This window comes from Phenylobacterium sp. (assembly GCF_036501465.1).
Lineage (GTDB): Bacteria > Pseudomonadota > Alphaproteobacteria > Caulobacterales > Caulobacteraceae > Phenylobacterium.
In genome coordinates this window covers 1-25,959 of sequence record NZ_DASYAF010000051.1, presented here as the reverse complement: position 1 = coordinate 25,959, position 25,959 = coordinate 1, and the positions used below count along the sequence as shown (strand labels likewise).

The 25,959-nt window shown below is 69.2% G+C and carries 23 protein-coding genes and 1 pseudogene; 11 read left to right on the top strand and 13 right to left on the bottom strand.

Annotated features, from left to right (window positions below; translation table 11 throughout):
* Positions 1-529: pseudogene (locus tag VGL85_RS05470) on the top strand (hypothetical protein); the annotation flags it as partial.
* Positions 530-590: 61 nt separating this feature from the next.
* On the opposite strand, the gene VGL85_RS05465 reads toward VGL85_RS05470, so the two are convergent.
* Both VGL85_RS05465 and VGL85_RS05460 read right to left on the bottom strand, forming a co-directional pair.
* Positions 591-905 (bottom strand): hypothetical protein, encoded by a 315-nt coding sequence (locus VGL85_RS05465; RefSeq protein WP_331586816.1) that lies wholly within the window; start codon positions 903-905, stop codon positions 591-593.
* Between the two features lie 64 nt (positions 906-969).
* On the bottom strand, positions 970-1,338 hold the full coding sequence (locus VGL85_RS05460) for a helix-turn-helix transcriptional regulator (protein ID WP_331586814.1): 369 nt from the start codon (positions 1,336-1,338) through the stop codon (positions 970-972).
* Between the two features lie 190 nt (positions 1,339-1,528).
* Here VGL85_RS05460 and VGL85_RS05455 point away from each other — a divergent pair, with 190 nt between their 5' ends.
* On the top strand, positions 1,529-2,569 hold the full coding sequence (locus tag VGL85_RS05455) for an NAD-dependent epimerase/dehydratase family protein (protein WP_331586812.1): 1,041 nt from the start codon (positions 1,529-1,531) through the stop codon (positions 2,567-2,569).
* Here the strand turns inward: VGL85_RS05455 and VGL85_RS05450 are convergent.
* Entirely contained in the window at positions 2,566-2,955 is a 390-nt protein-coding gene (locus VGL85_RS05450) for an MAPEG family protein (RefSeq protein WP_331586809.1), read from the bottom strand. The two genes, VGL85_RS05455 and VGL85_RS05450, sit on opposite strands and share 4 nt — an antisense overlap.
* Before the next feature lie 92 nt (positions 2,956-3,047).
* Here VGL85_RS05450 and VGL85_RS05445 point away from each other — a divergent pair, with 92 nt between their 5' ends.
* From VGL85_RS05445 to VGL85_RS05435, 3 genes are read left to right on the top strand one after another with little or no spacing between them, the layout of a single operon-like run.
* The gene (locus VGL85_RS05445) at positions 3,048-3,416 is read left to right on the top strand and encodes an MmcQ/YjbR family DNA-binding protein (RefSeq protein WP_331586807.1); all 369 of its coding nucleotides are present in this window, start codon (positions 3,048-3,050) and stop codon (positions 3,414-3,416) included.
* A 37-nt stretch (positions 3,417-3,453) separates the two neighbouring features.
* Entirely contained in the window at positions 3,454-4,836 is a 1,383-nt protein-coding gene (locus VGL85_RS05440; RefSeq protein WP_331586805.1) for a serine hydrolase domain-containing protein, read from the top strand.
* A 10-nt stretch (positions 4,837-4,846) separates the two neighbouring features.
* Positions 4,847-6,079 carry a hypothetical protein gene (locus tag VGL85_RS05435; RefSeq protein ID WP_331586803.1) on the top strand — a complete coding sequence of 411 codons (1,233 nt, stop codon included), beginning with the start codon at positions 4,847-4,849 and terminating at the stop codon, positions 6,077-6,079.
* A 124-nt stretch (positions 6,080-6,203) separates the two neighbouring features.
* On the opposite strand, the gene VGL85_RS05430 is transcribed toward VGL85_RS05435, so the two are convergent.
* The 4 genes from VGL85_RS05430 to VGL85_RS05415 form a co-directional block, all read right to left on the bottom strand.
* Positions 6,204-6,698 carry a GFA family protein gene (locus VGL85_RS05430; protein WP_331586801.1) on the bottom strand — a complete coding sequence of 165 codons (495 nt, stop codon included), beginning with the start codon at positions 6,696-6,698 and terminating at the stop codon, positions 6,204-6,206.
* Between the two features lie 82 nt (positions 6,699-6,780).
* On the bottom strand, positions 6,781-7,275 hold the full coding sequence (locus VGL85_RS05425; protein ID WP_331586799.1) for a MotA/TolQ/ExbB proton channel family protein: 495 nt from the start codon (positions 7,273-7,275) through the stop codon (positions 6,781-6,783).
* Between the two features lie 108 nt (positions 7,276-7,383).
* Positions 7,384-8,355 carry a fatty acid desaturase family protein gene (locus VGL85_RS05420; protein WP_331586797.1) on the bottom strand — a complete coding sequence of 324 codons (972 nt, stop codon included), beginning with the start codon at positions 8,353-8,355 and terminating at the stop codon, positions 7,384-7,386.
* Positions 8,356-8,404: 49 nt separating this feature from the next.
* Positions 8,405-9,424, bottom strand: coding sequence for a UbiA family prenyltransferase (locus VGL85_RS05415; protein ID WP_331586795.1), 1,020 nt, complete (start codon positions 9,422-9,424; stop codon positions 8,405-8,407).
* Positions 9,425-9,479: 55 nt separating this feature from the next.
* On the opposite strand from VGL85_RS05415, the gene VGL85_RS05410 reads away from it, so the two are divergent.
* Together VGL85_RS05410 and VGL85_RS05405 are read left to right on the top strand one after the other, a co-directional pair.
* Positions 9,480-11,564 carry a M13 family metallopeptidase gene (locus VGL85_RS05410; RefSeq protein ID WP_331586793.1) on the top strand — a complete coding sequence of 695 codons (2,085 nt, stop codon included), beginning with the start codon at positions 9,480-9,482 and terminating at the stop codon, positions 11,562-11,564.
* A 402-nt stretch (positions 11,565-11,966) separates the two neighbouring features.
* On the top strand, positions 11,967-13,754 hold the full coding sequence (locus VGL85_RS05405) for an ABC transporter ATP-binding protein (protein WP_331586791.1): 1,788 nt from the start codon (positions 11,967-11,969) through the stop codon (positions 13,752-13,754).
* Positions 13,755-13,916: 162 nt separating this feature from the next.
* Here the strand turns inward: VGL85_RS05405 and VGL85_RS05400 are convergent, their stop codons facing one another.
* Both VGL85_RS05400 and VGL85_RS05395 read right to left on the bottom strand, forming a co-directional pair.
* Positions 13,917-15,122: a winged helix-turn-helix domain-containing protein gene (locus tag VGL85_RS05400; RefSeq protein ID WP_331586789.1), complete on the bottom strand. Its 1,206-nt coding sequence runs from the start codon at positions 15,120-15,122 to the stop codon at positions 13,917-13,919.
* Positions 15,123-15,284: 162 nt separating this feature from the next.
* Positions 15,285-16,268 carry an aldo/keto reductase gene (locus VGL85_RS05395; RefSeq protein ID WP_331586787.1) on the bottom strand — a complete coding sequence of 328 codons (984 nt, stop codon included), beginning with the start codon at positions 16,266-16,268 and terminating at the stop codon, positions 15,285-15,287.
* 33 nt (positions 16,269-16,301) lie between these two features.
* Here VGL85_RS05395 and VGL85_RS05390 point away from each other — a divergent pair, with 33 nt between their 5' ends.
* A complete protein-coding gene (locus VGL85_RS05390) occupies positions 16,302-16,691 on the top strand; it encodes a VOC family protein (protein ID WP_331586785.1) in 390 nt (129 codons plus the stop codon).
* A 10-nt stretch (positions 16,692-16,701) separates the two neighbouring features.
* Here VGL85_RS05390 and ppk2 read toward each other — a convergent pair whose 3' ends face one another.
* Positions 16,702-17,466 carry a polyphosphate kinase 2 gene (gene ppk2, locus VGL85_RS05385; protein WP_331586783.1) on the bottom strand — a complete coding sequence of 255 codons (765 nt, stop codon included), beginning with the start codon at positions 17,464-17,466 and terminating at the stop codon, positions 16,702-16,704.
* 179 nt (positions 17,467-17,645) lie between these two features.
* On the opposite strand from ppk2, the gene VGL85_RS05380 reads away from it, so the two are divergent.
* On the top strand, positions 17,646-18,371 hold the full coding sequence (locus tag VGL85_RS05380) for a 16S rRNA (uracil(1498)-N(3))-methyltransferase (protein ID WP_331586781.1): 726 nt from the start codon (positions 17,646-17,648) through the stop codon (positions 18,369-18,371).
* Between the two features lie 108 nt (positions 18,372-18,479).
* Positions 18,480-19,835, top strand: a complete 1,356-nt coding sequence (locus tag VGL85_RS05375) for a glutamate--cysteine ligase (RefSeq protein WP_331586779.1) — start codon at positions 18,480-18,482, stop codon at positions 19,833-19,835.
* Positions 19,836-19,837: 2 nt separating this feature from the next.
* Here the strand turns inward: VGL85_RS05375 and VGL85_RS05370 are convergent, their stop codons facing one another.
* Positions 19,838-20,359 (bottom strand): DUF427 domain-containing protein, encoded by a 522-nt coding sequence (locus tag VGL85_RS05370; RefSeq protein WP_331586777.1) that lies wholly within the window; start codon positions 20,357-20,359, stop codon positions 19,838-19,840.
* 216 nt (positions 20,360-20,575) lie between these two features.
* Here VGL85_RS05370 and VGL85_RS05365 point away from each other — a divergent pair, with 216 nt between their 5' ends.
* Positions 20,576-22,339, top strand: a complete 1,764-nt coding sequence (locus VGL85_RS05365; RefSeq protein ID WP_331586775.1) for an oligopeptide:H+ symporter — start codon at positions 20,576-20,578, stop codon at positions 22,337-22,339.
* Between the two features lie 40 nt (positions 22,340-22,379).
* Here the strand turns inward: VGL85_RS05365 and VGL85_RS05360 are convergent, their stop codons facing one another.
* Positions 22,380-24,440, bottom strand: a complete 2,061-nt coding sequence (locus VGL85_RS05360) for a TonB-dependent receptor plug domain-containing protein (RefSeq protein ID WP_331586773.1) — start codon at positions 24,438-24,440, stop codon at positions 22,380-22,382.
* 133 nt (positions 24,441-24,573) lie between these two features.
* The coding region (locus VGL85_RS05355) for a TonB-dependent receptor (protein ID WP_331586770.1) at positions 24,574-25,959 on the bottom strand (1,386 nt) is incomplete at its 5' end.

Sequence of the window (25,959 nt, the reverse complement as noted above, 5' to 3'; positions counted from 1 at the left end):
GGTCGACCAGGGCTTGACGACCGGGCGCCTCGACACCCGCTTCTCCGGTCCGGACATGGATCCGCTGAGCAAGGAAGCGTCCTACGACCCGCAGGCCGCCGCCCTGTCGTCGGCCTACGTCAGCCTGTTCAACGACTATGCCCGCGGGACCCTGCACTACGGCGAGGGCAAGGGCTTCAAGCCGTCGGTCAACGTCTTCCGGTTCTGGGACAACGCCCACGTGCCGCCGGGCCGCGGTTTCGGCGCGCCGCGCGCCATGCTGAACGTCATGCCCGACCTGGCCTCGGCCATGAAGTACAATCCGGGCCTGAAGGTCTTGCTGCTGGGCGGCTACTACGACCTCGCGACGCCCTTCTACGAGGGCTATTACGAGATGAAGCACCTGCCGATCCCCGACAACCTGCAGGCCAACATCAGCTACCACTACTATCCGTCGGGCCACATGGTGTACGCCAACGACGCATCGTTGAAGGCCATGCACGACGACGTGGCGGCCTTCATCACCCGGACCGACAACCTGCGGAAATAGCCAACGCCGGCGCCAAAAACCTCCCCCATAGCGGCAGCGTGTGGGGGAGGTTCTATGGCTCTCAGTCCTCTTTGTCCGTCTTGGCCACCGCCTTGCCGTCGCCGCGGTTGCGCAGCCGGCGGCGGGGCATGGCGCGGCGGCGTTCCAGGTGCTGGTGGAACTGGCCGGCCTGGTTGATCAGCAACGCCACGTCCATCGCCGCGATCAAGAGCGTGCTCACCCCGCCGCCGTGGCTGAAATCCTTGGGCAGGTCGCCGATCTGGTGGCCCAGCCCCAGCACGATGCCCACGCCGAGCAGCAGGTTGTAGGGCCGGCCCAGCTTCTCCTGCAGCCATTCGTCCAGATGCCAGGCCAGCCGCATCAGGTTGCGGATCATGGGCTTCGTCCCCCAAGGCGTTCGTCCTGGGGGACAGTCTAGCGATGGGGGAAGGGCAGGGCGACTAGCGCCGGCGGATGTGCGGGTCTTCCGCGAGCGGGCGCCACTGCTCCGGCGCCGCCAGGCTCTCGTAGAAGTAGGCCACCGGCACGCCGAGCGCGACGCTGATGCTCCACAGCTGCGAGGCCGACATGGCGCACAGGCCGCTTTCGTACTTGTGCACCTGCTGGAAGGTGACGCCGCAGTAGCGGGCCAGGTCCTCGAGCGTCATGTCCATCATCCGGCGGCGCAGGCGAATGGCCCGGCCGAGACGCTCCTGGATGTAGCGGTTGGTCGCTGGCGTGATCGGTGCGGGCCGAAGCCCGGGCGAGCGGCTGTCGTTGGCCGCGTCAATGTCGAGCGCGGCGGCGGTGAGGGTGTGCTGGGCTTCCATGCGCCCATCGATAGGCGCCGCTTCCGGCCCCGAGGAGTTGCAGCGAAGCGCTGCGGAATGCAGCGAGTTGCACGCAACGGTAGATTTCGGCGCTGCGCGTCAGGGTGGCCTTCCGCGCGCGGACCCGGTTACGCTGAGCGTCAAAACTGCTAAGGCTGCTATCTGAGCAGTGTCAACATAGAGATGGACGATGGCGGGCAAGTCGAAGGACGGCGTGGAAACGGTGCTGGTGACCGGCGGCTCCGGCTACATCGGCGGCTGGTGCGTCGCGACCCTGTTGCAGAAGGGCTATGTGGTCCGCACCAGCGTGCGCGACCTGGCGAAGGAGCCGGCGGCGCGGGCGGCCATCGCCTCGGTGACCGACCCCGGCAACCGCCTCAGCTTCCACGCCCTGACCCTGACCAGCGACGACGGCTGGGACGCGGCGATGGACGGCTGCGACTACGTCCTGCACGTGGCCTCGCCGCTGGGCGTCTCCGATCCCAAGGATCCCAACGAGCTGATCGTGCCTGCCCGTGAAGGCGCCAGGCGGGCGGTGGGCGCGGCCATCAAGGCCAAGGTCAAGCGGGTGGTGCTGACCTCCTCGGTGGCGGCGACCAACAAGGGCGAGCGCGGCGACTGGACGGCGGACGAGACGATCTGGAGCGATCCGGACGATCCGAAGCTGTCGGTCTACGCCAAGTCCAAGACGCTCGCCGAGCGCGCCGCCTGGGACATGATCCATTCCCAGACCGGCGACACCCAGCTGGCGACGGTCAATCCGGCGCTGGTCCTCGGGCCGGTGACCAGCGGCGACTTCTCCGAATCCGTGCAGGTGGTCGAGCGGCTGCTCAGCGGGCGCGTGCCCGGCCTGCCGCGGCTGGGCTTCAACGTCGTGGACGTGCGCGACGTGGCTGAGCTGCACGTGCGCGCCATGATCGACGACAACTCGGCGGGCGAGCGCTACATCGCGGCGGCCAACTACGCCTGGATGGCCGACCTGGCGGAGCTGCTGCGCGCCCGCGTCACCGGCCCGCAGCAGGCCAAGATCCCGACCCGCAAGATGCCCGACTTCGTGATCCGCCTGGCCGGCCTGTTCGACAAGGACCTGGGCTCGGTGACGCCCGGCCTGGGGGTGAAGCACGACTTCTCCTCGGAAAAGGCCCAGCGGATGCTGGCCTGGAAGCCCCGGCCGCTGGAGGAGACGATCATGGACTGCGCCAACAGCCTGATCGCCACCGGCGCGGTCTAGGCGCGCCAGAGGATCGGCGAGAGGAAGATCAGCACGTTCAGCAGGAACCCCAGGTTCCAGATCAGGGTGCGCGTCCAGGCCCGGTTGGCGATGTAGGCGCCGACGAAGGCCAGCCGGACCACCAGGAAGCCCACGGCCAGGCCGTCCACCACCGGCTGCGCGCCATGCTTCATCTCGGCCAGCAGGATCGCCGCGGCGAAGAACGGGAAGGTCTCCAGGCCATTGACGTGCGCGCCCTGCACCCGGGTGCGCAGCGGCGTGGCGTAGAAGGCCGGATCGCGTGGCGCATAGTTGTCGAAGTCGCGGTGGCCGATCGCCTTGATCGGCGCGAGAGTCAGAAGATAGATCAGCACCGCGCCCAGGATGCACCAGTCGGCGATGGTCACGCCGCCCTCCCTTTCCGTTAAGGTCAGCCTCGCGCGAAACCGGCGCGTGCGCACGCCATTTCGCGGCCCGGCGATCTCGGCGATGATGCAGGATGCTCGCCGACCCCGACGCCGCCGCCGAACGCCTGCGGGCTCTCTGCCTGGCGCTGCCGCATACCGGCGAGCGGCTCAGCCACGGCATGCCGGCGTTCGACGTGGCCGGGAAGATGTTCTGCTACTTCTGGCACGACCATCACGGCGACGGGCTGACGGCGGCGGCGGTGAAGACCGACGGCCGCGACGAGCAGGACCTGCTGATCGAGGCCGATCCCGACCTCTACAAATGGCTGCCCTACATGGGCCCCTCCGGCTGGATCGGGCTCAATTTCGAGGCGGACGGTTTCGACTGGACGCACCTGGAAGCGCGCCTGCTCGGCAGCTGGCGCCTGACCGCGCCGAAACGGCTGGCGCAGGCGACCTGATCGGCCATAGTCGTCCGCTCGGGCCGGGGAGCACATCATGCGGATCTTGAGCGTCACTCTCGCCGCCGCCGCTGTGCTGGCCTGCGCCGCACCGTCCCGGGGCGCGCCGCTGAGCGCCCAACAGCAAGCCGACATCGACGCCAGCGTCGGCGAGTGGCTGGCCAAGACCGGCGCGCCTTCGGTCTCGATCGCTGTGGTGAGCGGGGGCGAGCTGGCCTACGCCAAGGCCTACGGCAGCGCACGCCTCAGCCCCAAGGCGCCGGCGACCACCACCACCCGCTACGCCATCGACAGCATCTCCAAGGAGTTCACCGCCGCCGCGGTCCTGAAGCTGCAGGAGGAAGGCAAGCTCAGCCTGGACGACGACCTTGCCCGCTACCTGCCCGACCTCGCCAAGCCGCAGGGCGTCACCATCCGCCAGGCGCTCAGCCACACCGCCGGGTTCCGGGACTACTGGCCGCAGGATTTCGTCACCGCCGAGATGACCCGGCCGGCCAGCATAAAGGCGATCATCGACGAATGGGGCGGCCGCCCGCTCGACTTCGCCCCGGGCTCGGACTGGCAGTACTCCAACACCGGCTTCGTGATCGCCGGCGCCATCGTCGAGAAGGTTTCAGGCCAGCCGCTGATCTCCTTCCTGAAGGCCAATGTCTTCGAGCCGCTGCACATGGCCGGCGTGGTGGACGCCGACCAGCAGGCCCTGCCGGCGGGCGACGCCGGCGCCTATACCCGCTGGGGCGACGGCCCGGTCCGGCCAGCCCAGAAGGAGGCGCCGGGCTGGCTGTTCGGCGCCGCCGAGCTCGGCATGGCGCCCAGCGACCTCGCCCGCTGGGACGTCAGCCTGATGGCGCGCAGCCTGCTCGCCCAGGCCTCCTACGACGCCTACTACACGCCGGTGAAGCTGAAGGACGGCAAGGACAGCCACTACAGCCTGGGCCTGAACGTCCGCGACGACCACGGCCGGCTACAGCTCAGCCACGATGGCGGCGGCTCCGGCTTCCTGTCGTCCAACATCATGTGGCCGGGCCAGAAGACCGCGGTGATCGCCTTCACCAACAACGATTGGGCGAGCCCCGACGACGTCGCCGCGCGGGTGGCGTTCGTCGTCCTGCCGCCCACCGAGGTTGAGGCCCGGGCGCGGGCGGTGTTCAGGGGCTTCCAGGCCGGGACCCTGGACCGCAGCCTCTTCACCGACAACGGCAACGCCTACCTCTCGGCCTCGGTGCTGGCTGACCAGAAGGCGGGGCTCGCGGCCTATGGGCCCGTGCGGCTGTTCACCCTGGAGAGCGAGTTCACGCGCGGCGGCTTCAAGGGCCGGATCTGGAAGATCGTCACGGCCAAGGCCGTGCTGAGCGCCGTGGAGCGCGGCTATCCGGACGGCAAGCTCGAGCAGTTCATGATTTCCAGGTCGGTCGAGTAGGGGAACGAAGATGAAGAAACGCGGTGTGCTGATCCTGGCGGCGATGCTGGCCGCGGCCTGGAGCGCGGGGGCGCAGACCCCGCGCCGCCAGCCGCAGGAGGCCAATGGCTATACGCGCTATGAGCTGCTGGCGCCGGGGTCGGGCAAGTTCCGGATCATCTACGACATCACCGCCGTGCGGCCCGGCGCGACGGCCTTCTTCAATCCGATCCGCAAGGGCTCCGTGGCGTCGGACGAGAGCGTCACCGACCTTGCCACCGGCAAGCCGCTGAAGTTCGCCCAGGTGTCGGGCGAGTCCGCCAAGACCACCGGCCTGCCCGAGGCCGATCCCACCTATGACTACATCCGCGTGGAGCTGGCCCATCCGGTGCCGGCCGGCGGCGGCGAGCAGCGCATCCTGATCGAGAAGACCTATGAGGACGCCAAGAGCTACTACGTGCAGAACGGCGACCTGGTCTTCGACCGCCCGCTGGGGATCAAGAAGAACGCGGTGGTCCTGCCCAAGGGCTATGTGCTGGAGACCTGCAACTATCCCTCCCAGGTGACCCAGGAGTCCGACGGGCGCATCCGCGTCAGCTTTTACAACATCACCCCCGGCGAGGCGCCCCTGAAGCTGCGGGCGAAGCCCGGGACGCTGTCGGCCGCGCCCTCCAGCGTGCCCGCCCGCAAGTTCGGCGAACGGGCCAGGCAGACGCGCGACATCGTCTACTTCCTGCAGCCGCCGGAGACCCACGCCTTCGACCTCTACCACGACTACACCGAGGAGAAGGCCGGGGTGAGCCGCTACATCAATGTGGTGCGCACGGGTTCGGTGGCGACCAATCCCAGCGCCAAGGACCTGGACACCGGCGAGTCCATTCCCGCCGTCCATCTGAAGGGCGATGAGATCACCAAGGCCGGCATCGACGACCCCGAGATCGGCAAGGTGACGCCGCAGAGCGAGATCGTGGTGTTCAACTTCAAGCCGCTCCAGCCCGGCCAGTCGATCCGCTTGCGGATGAGCGAGACCTATACCGATCCCGGCCGCTACAAGCTGGTGGGCGACGAGCTGGTGTTCGACCGCACCTTCGGCCGCGCCGAGAACGCCGTGGTGCTGCCCAAGGGCTGGGAGCTGACCAACTCCTCGGCCCCGGTGACGGTGAGCCGCACGCAGGACGGGCGCGTGCGCCTGGACTTCAACAACGCGCGGCCGGACGAGGTCGAGGCCCTGTTCACGGCCAAGCGGGTGAATCCCGCCCCGTAGATTTCCGCTCATCCCCGCGAAGGCGGGAATCCATGCGGCCTGTCGATGGCTTCGCCGCGGGCCGATCCTTGCTCAGCTTGGATCCCCGCCTTCGCGGGGATGAGCGGAGGTCAGGAAGGCGGGCCTATTCCACCCACAGATGCCGCTGCTTGTGCCAGTCCTCCAGGGACTGGTCGGGATAGAGGTCGAAGCACCGGTCGTGGGGATCCCGGTTCACCGCCACCCAGGCCGGCTTGTACTTCAGCATCAGGTGGACCCTGGACGGCGGGACCGGCAGCTCCGAGTCGATGGCCGAGGCGAAGGGATGCGCCAGGTCGGGCCACTCCGGCGAGAACAGCCAGAGCGCCGTGGCGCACTTCGAACAGAAGTTCCGTTCGCCGGTGGAGACCTCGCAGTGGCCGTCATCCTCGTCGGCGATCTCGGCGCGGAAGATGCGGATGGCCTTGCCGGGGTCCTCGATCTCCAGGGTTCGGTTGTCGGCGCCGAGGTTGATGGCATAGCCCCCGCCGCCGGCCGTCTTGCGGCAGATCGAGCAGTAGCAGCGCTGGTAGGGGACGGGCGTGTGGCTCTGCACGGTGAAGCGCACGGCGCCGCAGCGGCAGGAGCCTTTCAGGGCCAAACCTTTGTGAGATCGGGGCATGGGACCGCCGGGTCTGGAGGGATGCTCCAGACCCAAACGGCGCAGGCCGCGATCGGCTGCGTCAGGCCATGGCGCGCGACAGCGGCGCGGCGGCGGGCCGCTCGGCCGGGGCCGCGGTCTCCAGCGCCTGCAGGCGGGCCTTCAGGTGCTTGCCGCCGACGTTGGCGATGGCCGAGGCCAGGCAACCCAGCATGATGCAGAACAGCGCCTCCGCCAGGCCGGGGGCGATGATGCTGAGGCTGGGGACCGGGCGGACGTTGGCGATGCCGATGCAGGCGTCCATCAGGCCGTAGGCCGCGGCCGCCAGCCCCAGCATCGGCGCGCCCGACGCGATGGCCTCGAGCCAGGCCAGGGCCGATCCGGCCCGCGGGCCCGGGCGGCTGGCCTGGGCGACCCACAGCGCCGCGGCGCCGACGATGGCCGCGAACAGCACCACCATCGCCACCAGGACGAGTGGCTTGGCGTGCAGGATGACGCCCAGGCCGTTCAGCCTGTGGTCGGCGGCGACCAGCGCCAGGGCGGGATCGGCGGGGGCCAGGATCGAGGGGGATTGCATGGGGCGTTCTCCAGACTACGGTTGTAAACTTTCCGTAGAAATTACATGCGTAGTCCAGATGGTCAAGCCCAAGCTGCGGGCTTGCCGCGAGGGGACTTCAGAGTCGCTTCAGGCCGCCGCGGCGATCGGCCTGGGCGCCGCGGGCTTGGCGCTGGCGAGGCGCAGGACGTCGAGATAGCCGGGCGAGGTGAGCATCGCCGGCAGCACGCCCTTGTCGCGCATCATCCGGTGGATGCGGGGCAGGTTGTAGCAGGGCACATGCATGAACATGTGGTGCTCGCAGTGGTAGTTCACGAAATAGGGCGCGATCACCGCGCGCTCCAGCCAGCCCGCATGGGTGGTGCGCGCGTGGCGCAGGGGGTCAGGCTCGTCCTTGGCCACGCAGGCGTGCTCGGCGATGTTGCGCAGGCGGCTGATCATCGGCAGCCAGGTGGCCTGCGGGACCAGCCACAGCACGGGCCACACCCACCAGGCGCCGAAGGGCGCGGTGACGGCGACGGTGACGACCATGCCGATCAGGAACCGGCGGCGGCCGTAGATCGCCTCCCTGACCAGCGGCCACAGCGGCTCGCCCGGCTTGCGGTTGGCGATCCGCTGGAAAAGGCCGCTCCAGCGCTGCTTCCAATAGGTCTGGCCGGTCAGGTCGCGCACGATCTTGCGGCGCAGCGACAGCCGGGTGATCGGGAAGGGCGCGGAGAGCACCAGGTCCGGATCCTCGGCCTGCTGGGCGTACTTGTGGTGCGCCAGGTGGTAGTTGCGATAGTCGCCGAGGCCGCCGGTGGTCAGGTGGTGGCCGACCCAGTCGTTGACCTTGAGGTTGGGGTGCAGGGCCGCGTGCGCCGCGTCGTGCATCAGGATGGCGACGCCGAGCTGGCGGCCGCCGATGATCACGATGGCGATCGGGATGGCGATCAGCTTCCACCAGCCCGGCGCGGCGACGGCGAGCGCCATGGCCAGGCCGATCACCAGCCAGGCGTGGGCCAGCAGCGCCAGGCCCTTCCACGGCGAACGGCGCGCCAGCGGCGCCCACTCCTGCGGCGTGAAATAGGTCTTCGGATCGACGCGGGCGGCGACACTCATGACCTGGAATATAGCGCGCCAACGCCCGGGAAGACAGGATGATGGCGCGTCAGCCGTCCAGGAAGTAGCGGGTCCCGGCGGCGATCGAGAGCACCAGTATCAGCCCGGCCCAGGCGTTGGACTTGAAGAGCCGCAGCGCCACAGCGCCGTTGTCGGTGCGCACCCGGCGCGCCTGGGAGCACAGCTGCACGCCATAGGCGATCAGGCCGATGAAATAGTAGGGGCCCAGGTCCGCCACCGCCCCCATCCCGAGCAGGATGGTGAGGCTGGTCAGGTAGAACATCAGGATGGCGATCGGCGCATGGGCGCCCAGCCGCCGGGCCGAGGACTTCACGCCGGCCAGGGCGTCGTCCTCCAGGTCCTGGATGGCGTAGATGGTGTCGTAGCCCAGGGTCCAGAAGACGCCCGAGGCGTAGAGCAGGATCGCCGGCCACTGCAGGGCGCTGTCGGCGATGGCGCGGCCGAGCAGTTCGGTGTTGCCGGTCTCGAACACATAGGGGGCCATGCCGCGCCAGAACCTGGGGCCGATCCCGATGGCGGCGGAAAAGCCCAGCAGCGCGCCCCAGTTGAAGGTCAGCCCCAGCCAGGCCTGCGGCCACCAGGTGATCCGCTTCATGAACGGATAGGCCGCCACCAGGGCGAGCGAGGCCACGCCCAGCAGCACCGCCGTCGGCGGAAGGGAGATGAGGATCGCCAGGGCGCCCAGGCAGCAGGCGATCACGAAGGCCCAGGCCTGCCGCACGCCGATCTGCCCGGCCGGGATGGGCCGCAGCGCCGTGCGCGCCACCTTGGCGTCGATGTCGCCGTCGACGATGTCGTTGTAGGCGCAGCCGGCCGCGCGCATCAGGGCCGCGCCCAGGAAGATCAGGGCCAGCAGCGAGGCGTCGGGCGCCCGGTGCTCCAGGGCGTCGGCCAGGGCCACGCCCTGCCAGCCGGGCAGCATCAAGAGCCAGATCCCGGTCGGCCGGTCGAAGCGGCCGAGCTTCAGCCAGGGCCGGAGCGTCGCGGGCGCGAACCGGTCCACCCAATTGCGGGGCGCGGCGTCGGGGAGCGGGGGGGCGGAGGTCATTGGCGTGCGGTCTGTTTAGGTCCAGAACTCCTGTTGGCAACAGGGGGATTGCGGGATGGGCGTGACGCGGCGGGGTTTGGCTGGGGGCATGCTGGCCGCGGGCGGGGCGCTGGCGGCGGGGCCGCAGGCGCTGGCGGCCGCCAAGGCCGCGGCGAAAGGCAAGCCGAAGTTCGGCGCCTTCGGCCTGGACCTGACGGCGATGGACCGCTCGGTCGCGCCCGGCGACGACTTCCAGCGCTACGTCAACGGGACCTGGATGAAGACCGCGGTGATCCCGCCGGACCGGGCGAACTGGGGCGTCTATTCGCCGGTCGGCGAGCAGATCGAGACCCGCGCGCGCAACATCATGCAGACCGCCGCGGCGTCCGGCAGTCCCGATGGCAAGCGGATCGCCGACTATTACGCCGCCCTGGCCGATGAGGCGGGGCTGGAGCGGGCCGGGGCCGCGCCGCTGAAGGCCGAACTGGCCCGCGTGGCGGCGATCCGGACCAAGGCCGACCTGGCCCACGCCCTGGCCCGGCTGTCCTGGGCCCAGATGCCCAATCCGAACGGCGCCAACCCGCCGCCGGCCTCCCCGATCAACGCCGGCGTCTCGCCGGACCCGAAGCAGCCGACGCGCTACATCCCGGTCCTCAGCCAGGGCGGCATCGGCCTGCCGGAGCGCGACTACTATTTCAAGGACACGGCCGCGAACCTGAAGGTGCGCGCGGCCTACAAGACCCACCTCGCCAAGCTGTTCGCACTCGGCGGCTTCGACGATGCCGAGGGCCGGGCGGCCCGCGTCTATGCGCTGGAGGAGCGGATCGCCAAGGGCCACCGCACCGCCGCCGCCAGCCGCGAGGCCGACAAGCGCTACAACCCATTCGGCAAGGCCGATTTCGCGGCCAGGGCGCCCGGCCTCGACTGGGACGCCTACCTGGCGGGGGCGGGCTTCGAGGGCCAGGCCACCATCATCGTGGGCCAGCCGGAGGCGATCGCCGCGGCCGCGGCGGCGGCCAACGAGGTCCCGCTCGGCGACTGGCGCGACTACCTGGCGGCGCGGGCCCTGCGCAATTTCGCCCCGGTCGGCCCCAAGGCGTTCCGCGACGAGGACTTCGCCTACGACGCCCACACGGTGCGCGGCATTCCTGAGCCACCGCCGATGTGGCGCTCGGCGGTGACCTATACCGACCAGGCGCTGGGCCAGGCGGTGGGCGTGATCTACCTGCAACGCCACTTCCCGGCCTCGGCGCGGGCCCAGGTCGCCGGCATGGCCGGCAACCTGAAGGTCGCCCTGGGCGAGCGGATCAAGGGCCTGTCCTGGATGAGCCCGGCCACCAAGACCCGCGCGCTCGCCAAGCTGGCGCGGCTGAAGATCGAGGTGGGCGGCCCGCAGCCCTCGCGCGACTATTCCAGCCTGGCGGTGAAGCCCGGCCAGGCTTTCGAGAACCTGCTGGCCGCCGAGGACTTCAATCGCCGCCGCGCCATCGGCAAGCTGGGCAGGCCGGTGGACCGCAGCGAATGGTCGATGAACCCCCAGACCATCAACGCCCAGTCCAACCCGCCACTCGGCAAGGTGATGTTCCCGGCCGGTTTCCTGGAGCCGCCGCACTTCGATCCGCGCGCCGACGCGGCGGTGAACTATGGGGCGATCGGCTATGTGATCGGCCACGAGATCAGCCACCAGTTCGACGACCAGGGCTCCAAGTATGACGAGACCGGCGCGCTGAACGACTGGTGGACGCCGGAGGATCTTGCGCGGTTCAAGGCGGCGACCGACGCGCTCGCGGCCCAGTACGACGCCTATGAGCCGCTGCCCGGCCTGCACATCAACGGCCGCCTGACGCTGGGCGAAAACATCGGCGACCTGGCGGGCCTGGCCATCTCGCGCGACGCCTATCTGAAATCGCTGGGCGGCAAGCCGGCGCCGGTGCTGGGCGGCCTGAGCGGCGACCAGCGCTTCTTCCTGGCCTTCGCCCAGATGGAGCGCTCGATCGCGCGCGACGATTCCCTGCGCCGCCAGGTGCTGACCGACCCCCACTCGCCCAGTGAGTGGCGCACGGCCGAGGCGCGCAACGTCGACGCCTGGTACGCCGCCTTCAACGTCAAGCCCGGGCAGAAGATGTACCTGCCCCCGGATCGGCGCGTGCGGGTCTGGTAGGCCGGCCACCTGCGCTGTGACCGCGCCGCCACGCGCGGCCGCAACCTGACCGACGAACAGGCGCTCCGCGGCCCGGCGGATTGACCGGCCGCCTCGCCGCGCCTAGCTTCCCGGCTCTCAGCCACCCGAAAGGAGGGGACGCATGAACCTGTTCATTCCGACCGCTCCTCGAGGTTGCGCCGGGCCGCCGCCGCACTTCTAACTCAACCGGACTGCTTCGTCCGAAGGCCTGATCGGCCCCGGTTTCGAAGTCACTCCGCGTGCTCGTGGCCCCCCGGTTTGCTGAACGGGTTTCCTGAAAAACCCCGCTTCGCCCAATCCTTCTTTCCGCGCCGTCGCGCCGGTCGCCGCCCTCGATGGGCTTTCCCGCGATCCGCCCGGCGCCAGACGTTCGAGCCTCCAATGACCGACCACTACGAGGATACCGAAGAGACCAAGAGCCGGGTGCTGAAGAACAGCCAGGTGATGGCGTTCATCGGCCGCTTCTGGCTGCGCCGCCCCTGGATGCTGACCGGCACGGTGGTGTTCGTGATCGCCGCCATCGCCTTCGACCTGGCCACCCCCTGGGCGTCCGGCAAGCTGGTGGACGCCGTCACCCACGGCCCCAGCGACCAGGCCGGCGCCTGGCGGGCCTGGGCGATCTTCGTCGGCGTCTATTTCGCCTTCTCGCTGATCCGCAACCTGTCCATGCGGTTCTGGATCCCGCTGGCGTCGCACAACATGAAGGAGATGACCGACGAGGGCTTCAAGAAGGTCCAGTCGTTCAGCGCCGACTGGCACGCCGACACCTTCGCTGGCGCGACCGTGCGCCGGCTTTCGCGCGCCATGTGGGGCTACGACAACGTCTCCGACGCAGCCCTGGTGTTCTTAGGTCCCGCGGTGATCGTGCTGGTGGGGCTGTGCCTGATGATCGCCCTGCGCTGGCCGCTGATCGGCGGCTTCTCGGCGATCCTGGTTAGCGGCTACATCGTCTCGAACATCGTGCTGACCAACATCTACGCGCGGCCGGCCAACCTGCGCTCGGTGGCCCTGGACAGCCGGATCGGCGGCGCGCTGGCCGATTCCATCGCGTCGAACCCGACGGTGAAGGCGTTCGGCGCCGAGGCGCGGGAAGAGGCGCGGATCGCCGGGATCACCGAGCTGTGGCGGCGCGCGGCCAACAAGACCTGGAACCGCTTCACCGACATCTGGCTGCTGCACAGCCTGATCCTGGTGGTGCTGCAGGCGGGGCTCACGGGCCTGCTGCTGCGCCTGTGGGTGAAGGGCCAGGCCAGCGCCGGCGACGTGGCCTTCGTGATCACCGCCTTCATGCTGATGACCGGCTACCTGCGCAACATCGGCGACAACATCCGCATGACCCAGAAGGGGCTGGACGACGCCGAGGATGTGGCCCGCTACGCGACCATGGCCCCGCAGGTGGTTGATGCGCAGGACGCCAAGGCCTTCCACCCCGAGCTGGGCGAGATCGTCTTCGACCGTGTGACCTTCCGCTACAAGTCGGCCGCGACCCCGCTCTACGACCGCTTCACCCTGCGCATCGCGCCGGGCGAGCGGGTGGCGCTGGTCGGACCGACGGGCGCGGGCAAGTCCACCTTCGTCAAGCTGATCCAGCGGCTCTACGACGTGCAGGACGGCCAGATCCTGGTCGACGGCCAGGACATCGCGGCGGTGTCGCAGGGGTCCCTGCGGCGCGGCATCGCGGTGGTGCCCCAGGACCCGGCGCTGTTCCACCGCAGCCTGTCGGAGAACATCGCCTACGCCCGGCCCGGCGCGACCCAGGACGAGATCGAGCTGGCCGCCAAGCGGGCCCGCGCCGACGACTTCATCAAGCGCCTGCCGCAGGGCTATGCGACCCTGGTCGGCGAGCGCGGCGTGAAGCTGTCGGGCGGCGAGCGGCAGCGGGTGGCGATCGCCCGCGCCTTCCTGGCCGACGCCCCGATCCTGGTGCTGGACGAGGCGACCTCCTCGCTGGACGTGGAGACCGAGCGGCAGGTGCAGGCGGCGATGGAGGAGCTGATGGTGGGCCGCACCACCATCGTCATCGCCCACCGCCTGTCGACCATCCGCGGCGCCGACCGCATCCTGGTCTTCGAGGACGGCCGCATCGTCGAAGAGGGCAAGCACGCCGAGCTGGTGAAGAAGAACGGCCCTTACGCGCGCCTGCACGCAGTGACCGAGGGTTGGATCTAAGGCGTATCCTTCTCCCCTTGTGGGAGAAGGTGTCGGCGCAGCCGACGGATGAGGGGTCCCGCTCCGCTCGCGGCGTGACTCGATGGCGAACTTAGGCAGGGTCTTTCGACCCCTCATCCGACCTGCTTCGCAGGCCACCTTCTCCCGCAAGGGGAGAAGGACCTATCCCACCGCCTTGCCCAGCGCCCCGGCCAGGTCGCCCCGGCGCTCCACGCGCACGCGCTCCAGCCCCAGCCAGCCGGCCATCAGCTTCAGTTCCTCAGCCAGGCGCACCGGGGTCTCGTCGCTGGCCCAGGGCTCGGCATGGCTGGCCTGGACGATCAGGACGCCGGCCTTGCGGTCGCTCTTGAGGTCGACGCGGGCGGTCAGCGCATCGCCCTCCAGGAACGGCAGGACGTAGTAGCCGTGGGTGCGCTTGTGCGCCGGGACGTAGATCTCGATCCGGTAGCGCACGCCGAACATCTTCTCGGTGCGTTCGCGGAACCAGATCAGGTTGTCGAAGGGCGAGAGCAGGGCGCGGGCGTCCACCTTGCGCGGCCAGCGGGCGGCCGGGTCGAGATAGGCGGGCTCGCGCCAGCCCTTCACCGTGACCGGCAGCAGGGCGCCGTCCTCCACCAGCTCGGCGATGCGCTGCTTGGCGCCTTCCACCGGCATGCGGAAGTAGTCGCGCAGGTCCTTGGCGGTGGCGACGCCCATGGCCCGGATGGCCTGGCGGTAGAGTTCGCGGTGGGCGTCCTCTCGCGTCGGGGTGGGCGTCTCGATCACCGCCCTGGGCAGCACCTTCTCCGGCAGGCCGTAGACCCGCTCGAAGGTCCCGCGCCGGGTGGCGGTGGTGAGTTCGCCGGTCCAGAACAGGCACTCCACCGCGCGCTTGGCGTCGCTCCAGCCCCACCAGCCGCCCTCGCCCTTCTGGCCCATCTCCAGTTCCGAGGCGCTCATCGGCCCGCGGGTCGAGATCGCCTCCAGCACCTTGTCGACGAAGTCGCGCCGTTCGCGCAGGAAGCGCGCGACGCCCTTCCAGGTCCCGACCCCGTCATGGGCGTCGGCCATGCGCCAGCGGAACAGCGGCTGGCTGGCGAGCGGCAGCAGCGAGGCTTCGTGCGCCCAGTATTCGAACAGCGGCCGCTTCTTCCCCCAGGCGACCTCTTCCAGCATCTCGCGCGGATAGGGCCCCAGCCTGGAGAAGGCCGGCAGGTAGTGGGTGCGGGAGACCACGTTGACGCTGTCGATCTGCACGACGCCCAGGCGGTCGATCAGCTTGGTGAGCTGGCGCCTGGCGATCGGTCCCTCGGGCCGCGGCGTGGCGAACCCCTGGGCGCCCAGCGCGATGCGCCGCGCCTCGCCGGCGGTGAGCTTCTCCTTGGGCATGGCTCCCCCATGTGGAATCGCCAGGCGAGCCTAGCAGCCGGCGCCGCGAAGGGGAACAAATTCGGAACTTTCAAATGCTAACGAATGGTTAACAGCTTAACCATTGCCCTCGGCGCGCGCGGAACAAAACCGGATTCAGGCTTCGGATAGCATGCCCAGATATCAGGCGTGATCGAGCACCGGTTTCGGTTTGTAGGGCGCCTGCAGCCGCTTGACCTCGTCGTCGCTGAGCTGGACGTCCATGGCGGAAACCGCCTCATCGATATGGCCGAGCTTGCTGGCGCCGATGATCGGGGCGGTGACGGCCTTGTGGCGCAGCACCCAGGCCAGGGCGATCTGCATGTTGGAAAGGCCGCGTTCCTTGGCGATCTCGCCCACCACGTCCACCACCTGCTCGTCGGCCGCGGTGTAGTAGAGGCGCGGGCTGAACTCGTCGGTGCGGGCGCGTTCGGTGTTGCCTTCCTTCGGCTTCTCGCGGCCGCCGGCCAGGTAGCCGCGGGCCAGCGGCGACCAGGGGATGACGCCGATCCCTTCGGCGCGGCAGAGCGGCAGCATCTCGCGCTCCTCCTCGCGGTAGACCAGGTTGAGCTGTGGTTGCATGGAGACGAACTTCACCCAGCCGTGCTGCTCGCTGGCCGCCAGCATGCGGGCGAACTGCCACGCGTACATGGACGATGCGCCGATGTAGCGGGCCTTGCCGGCCTTCACGACGTCGTTCAGCGCCTCCAGGGTCTCCTCGATCGGCACCTCGTAGTCGAAGCGGTGGATCTGGTAGAGGTCGACATAGTCCATCTTCAGCCGCGAGAGGCTGGCGTCGATCTGCGCCATGATCGACTTGCGGCTGAGGCCCTTCTCGTTCGGCCCCCTGCCCATCGGCCCGTTGACCTTGGTGGCCACCACGATCTCCTCGCGGTTGGCGGCGAACTCGCGCAGCCAGTGGCCGGTCACCACCTCGCTCTCGCCGACGGAATAGACGTTGGCGGTGTCGAAGAAGGTGATCCCTTTTTCGATGGCGCTCTGGAAGAAGGGCTTGGACTGCTCCAGGTCCAGCACCCAGCTTCGCCACTTCGGCGAGCCGTAGGTCATGCAGCCGAGGCAGAGGCGCGAGACCTTGAGGCCAGTCTTGCCGAGGCGAACCTGTTCCATGCCGTTTCTCCCGTCCGGTGTTAGGCTGGCCCTATGACACGCGCGGCGACGCCTGCCATCTCACCGTTTTTTGTGGTCAGCGATGTCCGCCGATCGATCGCCTTCTATCGCGACCGGCTGGGCTTCGAGGTCACCTTCCAGCAACCGGACGAGGAACCGTTCTTCGCCATCGTCGTCCGCGACGGGGCGCAGCTGTTCCTGAAGTCGCAGGCCGGGATCACGCCGGTCCCGAACCACGCACGCCACCGGCACCTGCGGCTGGACGCCCATGTCCATGCGCCGGATCCCGACGCGCTCGCGGCCGAGTTCGCCGCGGCCGGCGCCGCGTTCAGCGCCCCGCTCTGCGACACCCACGACGGCCTGCGCGGCTTCGAGGTGAAGGATCCCGACGGTCACGTGCTGTTCTTCGGCCGCCCGCGCTGACGCCTGAAGGCTAGCGTTCCAGCCGTCCGTCGGTCAGCGCGTCGACGTCGAATTCGTAGAGCACGTCCGGATCGGGTTTCGGCACGCCCTTGGCGATGTCCTTCGGCGCCAGGTGGCGCAAAAGGAAACGCAGGATAGCGATGCGCGCGGCCTTCTTCTTGTCGGTGTGGACGATGGTCCAGGGCGCGGCGTCGGTGTGGGTGCGCCGGAGCATCTGGTCGCGGGCGTCGGAATAGGCGTCCCACTTCTTCTGGGCCACCTGGTCCAGCGAGCTGATCTTCAGCGTCTTGAGCGGATCGTCCTTGCGCGCTTCCAGCCGCTCCGCCTGCTCGGCCTTGGAGATGTCGAGCCACAGCTTGATCAGGCGGACGCCGTCTTCCACCAGCATGGCCTCGAAGCGCGGGGCGTCGCGCAGGAACTGCTCGTGCTCCTGCTCGGTGCAGAAGCCCATCACCGGCTCGACGCCGCCGCGGTTGTACCAGGAGCGGTTGAGGATCACGAGTTCGCCCGCCGCCGGCAGGTTGGGGACGTAGCGCTGGAAGTACCACTCGCTGCGCTCGCGCTCGGTGGGTTTGGGCAGGGCCACGACGCGGGTGTTGCGCACCGACAGGTGTTCGACGACGCGTTTGATCGCTCCGTCCTTGCCGGCGGTGTCACGGCCCTCGAAGACCACCAGGGCGCGTTCGCCGGACTGGATCGTGGCCAGCTGATAGCGGACGAGGGCCGCCTGGAGGGTCTCGACCTCGTGCTTGTAGGAATGATGGTCCTTGGACATGGCTTCAAGCTAACGCGCGAAGGCGCCAACTCGCACCCCTCTACATTTCGTCATGGCCGGGCCTGTCCCGGCCACCGATGCGCGCCGATGTGGAAGGCCATCCTGCGCCGCCTGCGTTCATGGGTCCCCGGCACAAGGCCGGGGATGACGGCTTGGGACAGGATTGGGATAAGACCGGAATGATTCGTCTGTTCATCCCGCACGACCTGGCGGCCGGCGCCGAGCTGGCGCTGGACCATGGCCAGAGCCATTACCTGGCCTCGGTGATGCGGCTGGCGGCGGGCGACCAACTGCTGCTGTTCAACGGCCGCGACGGCGAATGGCGGGCAAGCGTGAGCGCGCTCGGCAAGCGCGCCGTGGCCGTCCGCGCGGAGGCCCAGACGCGCGCTCAGGCGCCGGGCCCGGACCTCGACCTGATCGTCGCCCTGGTGAAGCGCGCCCGGCTGGAGACCATCGTCGAGAAGGCCGCCGAGCTCGGCGCCGCGCGCGTGCGCCTGGCGCTGACCGAGCGCACCAACGCCGACCACACCCGCCTCGAGCGCCTGACCGCCATCGCCACCGAGGCCGCCGAACAGACCGGCCGACTGGACGTCCCGGCGATCGCGGCGCCGGTGAAGCTGGAGAAGCTGATCGACGGCTGGGAGCCTGGCCGCCGGCTGCTGTTCTGCGACGAGGCGGGCGATGCGGCCCCGATCCTGGAGGCCCTGACGGCGGCCCCGGCCGGGCCCTGGGCGATCCTGATCGGGCCGGAGGGCGGCTTCTCGGCGAAGGAGCGCGAGCGGCTGCGCGGACTGGACTATGCGACGCCGGCCTCGCTCGGCCCGCGCATCCTGCGCGCCGACACGGCGGCCATCGCGGCGCTTTCCCTGTGGCAGGCCGCGCTCGGGGACTGGCGCCAAAGCTGAGGCCCCCTTGAGGTTCGCTGGATTGCGCCCACCTATTCCCTCAACGTAAAGAATGCGGCCGCCTCGCGTACCGGGCGCGGTCTGACAGGCGTCCGGGGAAGTTTGCGCATGGCCGATACCGCCACGGACGATCGTCCCCTGACGTTCGAGGACCTGGTCGCCTGGTTCGAGAAGGGCGCCAAGCCCAAGGACCAGTGGCGTTGCGGCGCCGAGCACGAGAAGTTCGTCTTCCGCCTGGGCTCCCACGCGCCGGTTCCCTACGAACCGCAGGGTATCAAGGCCCTGCTGGACGGCCTGACCCGCTTCGGCTGGGCGCCGGTGCTGGAAGCCGGCAACGTCATCGCGCTGGAGCGCGGCAAGGCCAATGTCAGCCTGGAGCCCGGCGGCCAGTTCGAGCTTTCCGGCGCGCCGCTGGAGACCATCCACGACATCTGCGAGGAGACCGGCCAGCACCTCAGCGAGGTGAAGACCGTCGCCGACGAACTGGGCCTGGGGTTCCTGGGCCTCGGCTTCACCCCGATCTGGACACGCGCCGACGTGCCGGTGATGCCCAAGGGCCGCTACAAGATCATGCGCCAGTACATGCCCAAGGTGGGCGGGCTGGGCCTCGACATGATGTTCCGCACCTGCACGGTGCAGGCCAATCTCGACTTCGCCTCCGAAGCGGACATGGTGATGAAGTTCCGGGCCAGCCTGGCGCTGCAGCCGATCGCCACGGCCCTGTTCGCCAACTCGCCGTTCATCGAGGGCAAGCCATCCGGCTTCCTGTCCGCCCGCGCCAACGTCTGGACCGACACCGATCCGGACCGCACCGGCATGCTGGACTTCGTGTTCCGCGACGGTTTCGGCTTCGAGACCTACGCCCGCTATGCGCTGGGCGTGCCGATGTATTTCGCCAAGCGCGGCGACCGCTACATCGACCTGGCCGGCCGCTCGTTCCGCGACTTCATGGATGGAAAGCTCGCCGAACTGCCCGGCGAGAAGCCGACGCTGAAGGACTGGGCCGACCACACCACCACCATCTTCCCCGAAGTGCGCCTGAAGCAGTACCTGGAGATGCGCGGCGCCGACTCCGGGCCCTGGGGCCGGCTCTGCGCCCTGCCGGCGCTGTGGATCGGGGTGCTCTACGATTCGGCGGCGCTCGCCGCGGCGTGGGACCTCTGCAAGGATTGGAGAATAGAGGACCATGAGCGGCTGCGCGGAGACGTGGCGCGGCGCGGCCTGAAGGCCGAGATCGCCGGGCGCACCGTTCAGGACGTGGCCAAGGATCTGCTGGCCATCGCCCATCAGGGCCTGAAGGCCCGGGGCAAGCTCTCCGCCGGCCTGGTGGACGAGACCGGCTACCTGGCCGAACTGGAAGACATCGCCGAGACCGGGATCACGCCCGCCGAACGGCTGCTCGACCTCTACAACGGCCCGTGGGCCGGCGACGCCTCCAAGGTCTTCGAGACCTTCGCCTACTAGAGCTAGCGAAGTCCCCCGTCGTCGGCCGTCGCCGGTGGGGTGACATTGGCCGCCCAATGCTCGCGCTGCGCGAAGCCCGCGCCGCTGTCGGTGTGCTGCACCACCGCGTCGACCGCCTCGCGGTCCTGGGGCGCGGCGTCGCGATGGTTCGGGTTCACGGCGGCGTCTTCGACCGCATAGACCTCGATCTTGTCGGGATAGAAGGCCAGCCGCCCGGCGATCTGCTCCATGGCCGGGAACGGCTGTTCGTAGCTCCACACCCCGTTCTCGGCGAACTGCCCGTCCATGTGCAGGGTGAAGTAGCTGGCGTCGCCCTTGTAGGGGCAGTGGGTGCCGCGGTCGGTGCGGCTCATGTAGCCCATCTCCACGTCCTCGCGCGGGAAATAGACCACGGGCGGATAGCTGGCCTCCTGCAGGATCAGGGCGGCGTTCGAATCGGCGATCACGTGGCCGGCGAAGCGGGCGCGCCAGCGCTGCGCGGCCGGGGCGATGGTGATCGGATGGTCGGGACCGGGCGTCTTCATGGGCGGGACTCCTTCAGTCGGCGTAACGCGAAGCGTCGCGCGCGGCTCCCCTATGAACCGATGACCCTCTGGCCCATCAGATGGGGCGGGGCCTTGCTTGTGTTCAGGGGGTCTAGGTGATTTTCTTGCCCGAAATCATGACAGCGCGGGCGATTTGGGGAGCGCCCGCCGCGCCCCGCCACAAGCGGCCCCCAGGCAGAGGCCTAAGCCAGCACCATGGACATCGTCATCGTGGCCGGACTCGTCATCGCAGCGGTGACGGCGATCCCGGTCTTCCTGCAGCTTCGCAACCACCCGCGCGGGCTGACCATCCTGTTCTTCGCCGAGATGTGGGAGCGGTTCTCCTACTACGGCATGCGCGGCCTGCTGATCTTCTACCTGACCCAGCACTTCCTGTTCGACGACAAGGCGGCCAACCACCAGCAGGCCGCCTATGCCTCGCTGGTCTATCTCCTGCCGGTGGTGGGCGGGGTGATCGCCGACCGCTACCTGGGCGCGCGCAAGGCGGTGGCGTTCGGGGCGCTGCTGCTGGTGGCCGGCCATTTCACCATGGCCTACGAGGGCCGCCCGGCGGTCCAGGTGCTGAACTACGGGTCGGCCGCCTACGAGTTCCAGGTGACCGGCCGCGCCGACAACCGCGACGTCAGGCTGAAGGTCGGCGACCGGACCTACGCCTATGCCGCCGCCCCGGACGGCGGGCTGGACATCAAGGGCCTGCCGGCCGGCGCGGCCCTGCCGTCCCACCTCGCCAAGGGCGCCTACGCCCTGTCGGTCCGGCGCCCCGACCCGATGGGCGAGCCGGTGCTCTACCTGGCGCTGGCGCTGATCATCATGGGCGTCGGCTTCCTGAAGGCGAACATCTCGGCCATCGTCGGCCAGCTCTACCCACAGGAAGACCCGCGGCGGGACCCGGGCTTCACCCTCTACTACTTCGGCATCAACCTGGGCTCGTTCCTGGCGTCGATCGCCTGCGGCTGGCTGGGCCAGAACATCGGCTGGTGGGCGGGCTTCGGCGCGGCCGGGGTCGGCATGGCGGCCGGCTGGCTGGTCTTCGTGCTCGGCAAGCCGCTGCTGGAGGGCCATGGCGAGCCGCCCGATCCGGTGGCGCTGGCCAGGCCGCGCGTGGGGCCGCTGACCGGGGAGGGGCTGATCTACCTGGCCGGGATCCTCGGCGTGGGCCTCATCTGGTACGTGGTCCAGCGCTCCGACCTGGTCACCTACCTGCTGGGCGCGGGCGCGGTGGCCGTGCTGGGCTACCTCGGCTGGTACATGGCGGCCAGGGCCGACAAGGTCGAGCGCGAGCGGCTGATCCTGGCCATCGCCCTGATCCTGGCCTCGGTGGTGTTCTGGGCGCTCTACGAGCAGGGCGCCTCCTCGCTCAACCTGTTCGCCGAACGCAACGTCGACCTGCATCTCTATGGGAACCAGGCGATGACGCCGGCCCAGACCCAGTCCTTCCAGTCTGGCTGGATCCTGATCCTGGCTCCGGTGATGGCGGCGATCTGGACCTGGCTCGGTCAGCGCGGGCGCGACCCCAATCCGGTCCTGAAGTTCGGGCTGGGCCTGCTGATGATCGGCGCCAGCTTCTACGTCCTGATCCTCGGCGGGAAGGCGGCGGGGGCGGACTTCAAGGCCCCCCTGATCTACCTGGCCGGCGCCTATCTGATGCAGACGACGGGCGAGATGTGCGTCTCGCCGGTGGGCCTGTCGCAGATGACCAAGCTCGCCCCGCCGCTGCTGATCTCGACCCTGATGGCGAGCTGGTTCCTGGGCACGGCCGGCGCCGAATGGCTCGCCGGGCGCATCGCCGCCTCGGCCGGGGCCGACACCATCGGCGGCAAGGTGCTGGACGCCGGCAAGGCGCTGGCGACCTACAGCCACATGTTCGGCGTCATCGGCCTCTGGGGCCTGGGCGCCGGCGTGGTGATGCTGGTGCTGTCGCCCTGGCTCAAGAAGTTCGCCCACGGCGCGCACGACTAGGGAACCTCCCCTGTCGCGAAATCGGGAGAGGTTTCTGGCGTCAGACCCCGAACAGCTTGCGGACCCGCACTGAGAACACGCGGCTCGGCTGTTCGCTGCGGGCCTGGATCGAGGCCAGGGCCGAGATGTTGCGCGGGCCGCCGAAGTTGTCGTCGTAGCGCTTGAACGAGCGGCCCACGGCGTTGTCGACCTCGAAGCGCCACCGGATGTCCGGCCTGGGCTTCCACTCGAGGAACGGATTGAGCTGGCTTTCGTACTTGCGGGTCTCGATGACGTTGAAGCGGAAGTAGCGCTCGCGCTGCTGGCCGTAGAGGTCGACGCCCCAGTCCATGTGGCGGACCGGCAGGTCCTGGGTGAAGTGCAGGTCCCAGTCCACCGGGTGCAGGCCGCTGATCTCGCGCGGCGTGTGGGTCGTGGGATCGGTCACCTGGCTCTGGCGCCAGGTGGAGTTGGCCAGGAACCGGCCGCCCTTGATGCCCAGCCTGTCCAGCGGGACGGTGAGGTTGAGGCTCTCTTCGTCCTTGGTCCCGTCGCCGATGTTGGCGGGCGCGTCGAACACCCCGGTGCCGACGCCGAAGATGGGCGCGCGGTCCACCACCTGGGTGATGTCGGTGTGGCGAAGCGTGATCACCGCCGAGCCGCGCCCCCAGAACCGGCGCTCGAAGGCGATTTCGCTGATCAGGTCCTGCTCGGGGACCAGGCTCGGGTTGCCCACCGTCACCACGCCCGCGGAAAAGGAGGTGGAGGCGACGAAGGAGCTGAAGTCGAGCTGGCCCACCGAACGCTCGAACCGCACGCGCACCTGGGTGTCGGCGTCGGGCGACCAGGTCAGCAGCGCCCGGGGCTTGGTGTAGTAGAGGGTCTTCTCCTGGACCACGTCGCCGGTCGAGGCGATGTTGGAGCCCTCCTCGCGCACGCCGCCTTCGACGGTGATGGTGGGGAACAGCTGCCAGACGACCTTGCCGAACACCTCGCCGCGCTTTTCCTCGACGTCGACGTTGGCGGCCGGCAGCGGGACGGGGACGCCGTTGTCGGAGTTGGTGATGCGATTGGAAAAGGTGTTGTCCGCGCCTTCCGCGCCCAGTTCCCACGAGACCTTCGGCGTCTGCTGGAAGGTGGCCACGGCGCGGGCGATGGTCTCGGCGGTGGTGGTGTCCTGGTGGAACAACAGGGTGTCGCCCGGGGCCAGGAACCGGTCGGCGTAGTGCTCGGTCTTGTCCTGCCGCAGGAGCACCGTCTCCACCCGGGCGCGGTCGCCGAGGGCGTGGGTGTAGCGCGCGCCGAACTCGGTCTGGAAGGCGTTGTCGTCCTGGTGCTCGTGGGTCGTCTGGACGGTGGGCGCGGTGAAGGTGTCGCTCTCGTCGGAGTCGTAGGGGCCGCTGTTGATCCGGGTGTTGACGCGCAGCCGCCCGCCCCACAGCGGCTCTTCCGCCGCGCCGTTGAGGGTGAAGGTCGCGCCTTCGCCCTGGGCGTGGATGCGGCCTTGGGACTGCAGCTTGTGGCTGGGGTCGAAACTCTGGGCCGTGCCGTCGCCCTGGCCGCCGTCCTGGCCCTCGCCGATCAGCAGGCCGCCTTCCCAGGTTCCCGGGCCCAGCTTGCCCGAGCCCTCGGCGCGCGCCGCCCAGTATTCGCGCCCGTCGCCCAGCGAGGTGGACTGCGCGGCCAAAAGGCCGTGGAACGCGCCGCCGGCCTTGCGCACCACATTGGCGATCACCGTCTTGCCCTGCATGTCGATGCCGGGCGCGCCGCCGCGGATGACGTCGATGTGGTCGATGCTGCTGGCCGGGATGCGGTAGAGCAACTGGTCCAGGGTGTCGGTCTTGGTCGCCGGGCGCTGGCCGTCGATCAGCACATTGCCCGCCGCGCCCTCATAGCCGCGCACGCCGGAGCCGGCGTCGAGGGTGAAGCCCGGCAGCCGGTTGACCATCTCCTGGGCGTTGGCCGGGTCGTAGGCGGCGAAGAATTCCGGCCCGTAGCGGGTGACGTCCTCGCCCGGGGAACTGGCCGGGGCGGCGGCTGCGGCCGGGGCGGGCGCAGGTGTGGGCGCAGGCGCTGTCGGGGCCACCGCGGCGGCCGCCTGCGCAAGCAAGATCAGAATCATCCGGAACTCCCCAAGTCAGGAAGACTTGGCCCAGGCCGCCGCCACCGACCAATTAATTGCGTGTAACATTGCTGAATTCATCGAAACGTGCCGGTCGATATACCGCTCGTCGCGAATTTTTGTCTCTTGGTCGTCAGTTTCCGAATGTTTTCCGCAGGCGGAAATAGAAGACGCGGCCCGGATGCACCGAGCGTTCGTCGACGAAGGCCAGCGGGACCAGGTTCCGCGGGCCGTTGAAGTTCTCGTAGTTGTGCTTGAACCCACGGGCCGTGACGTTGTCGATCTCGATGCGGAACGAGAATTTCGGGTTCGGCTTCCACTCCCAGAACGGCGTCACATAGGTCTGCAGCTTGTCGATCTCGATCTGGTTGAAGCGGTAGTAGCGCTGCTGCCAGCCACCGCCGATGTCGACGCCGTAGCTGACGTTGCCGATCGGTTGGATGAAGTGCGCGTCCCAGTCGTTGGGATGCTGCTGGGTGATCGGTCGCCGCTGTCCGGTGGTCGGATCGGTGACCTGCGAGAACCGGCGGGTGTAGTCGCCGCGCACCGAGGCGCCCTTCAGGCCCAGCCAGTCCAGCGGCAGGTTCATGGTGACCAGGAAGTCGTTCTCCGTCCCGCTGCCGATGTTGGCGGGGGTGTCGAAGAAGCTTCCGTCAGGGCCCCGCACCGGGGCGCGGTCGACCACGTCGGTGAGCTGCAGGTGGCGGGCGGTCAGCACGATGCTGCCGCTCTTCAGGAAGTGCTGCTCCAGCGCGATCTCGCTGGCCCAGTCCTGCTGCGGCTCCAGGTTCGGGTTGCCGGCGGTGATGAAGCCCGCGTTCAGCGAGGTCGAGGCCACGAAGGAATTGAAGTCGAGCTGGCCCACCTCGCGCTCGTAGCGCAGGCGCACCTGGGTGTCGGCGTCGGGGGCCCAGGTCAGCACGACGCGCGGCTTGGTGAAGAACAGCGTCTTCGACAGGGTGACGTCGCCGCTGGACTCGATCTTCGAGCCCTCCTGGCGCAAGGCGCCCTCCAGGGTGATCTGGCTGATCGGCCGCCAGGTCGCCTTCACGAAGCCCTCGCCGCGCGTCTCGTCCACGGTGACATTGGCGGCGGGAAGTTGCTGGGCGACGCCGTTGTCGCTGAACTGCGTCTGGCTGGTGAGCGTGTTGTAGGCGCCCTCGATCCCGCTTTCCCAGGAGAAGGTCGGCGACTGCTGGAACTTCAGGACGCCGCGCAGGATCGACTCCGAGGTGCGCGCCCGCAGGCGGAAGTCCTGCAGGTCGCCGCTCGGGCTGTTCGACTCGGGACGGAAGTCGTCGGCCGACAGCTCGCTCTTGTCCTGCCGCAGCGCCACGATCTCGACGTTGGCGCGCGCCCCGAAGCCGCGGACGTAGCGGGCGCCGAGCTCGGTCTGGAAATAGTTGTCGTCGACGTGGTCGTGCTCGGTGTGGGCCTGGGCGGCGGGAATGGCGAAGCTGTCCAGCTCGGCGGTGTCGTAGACCTGGCTCGAGACCCGCGCGTTGAGCCGCAGCCGGCC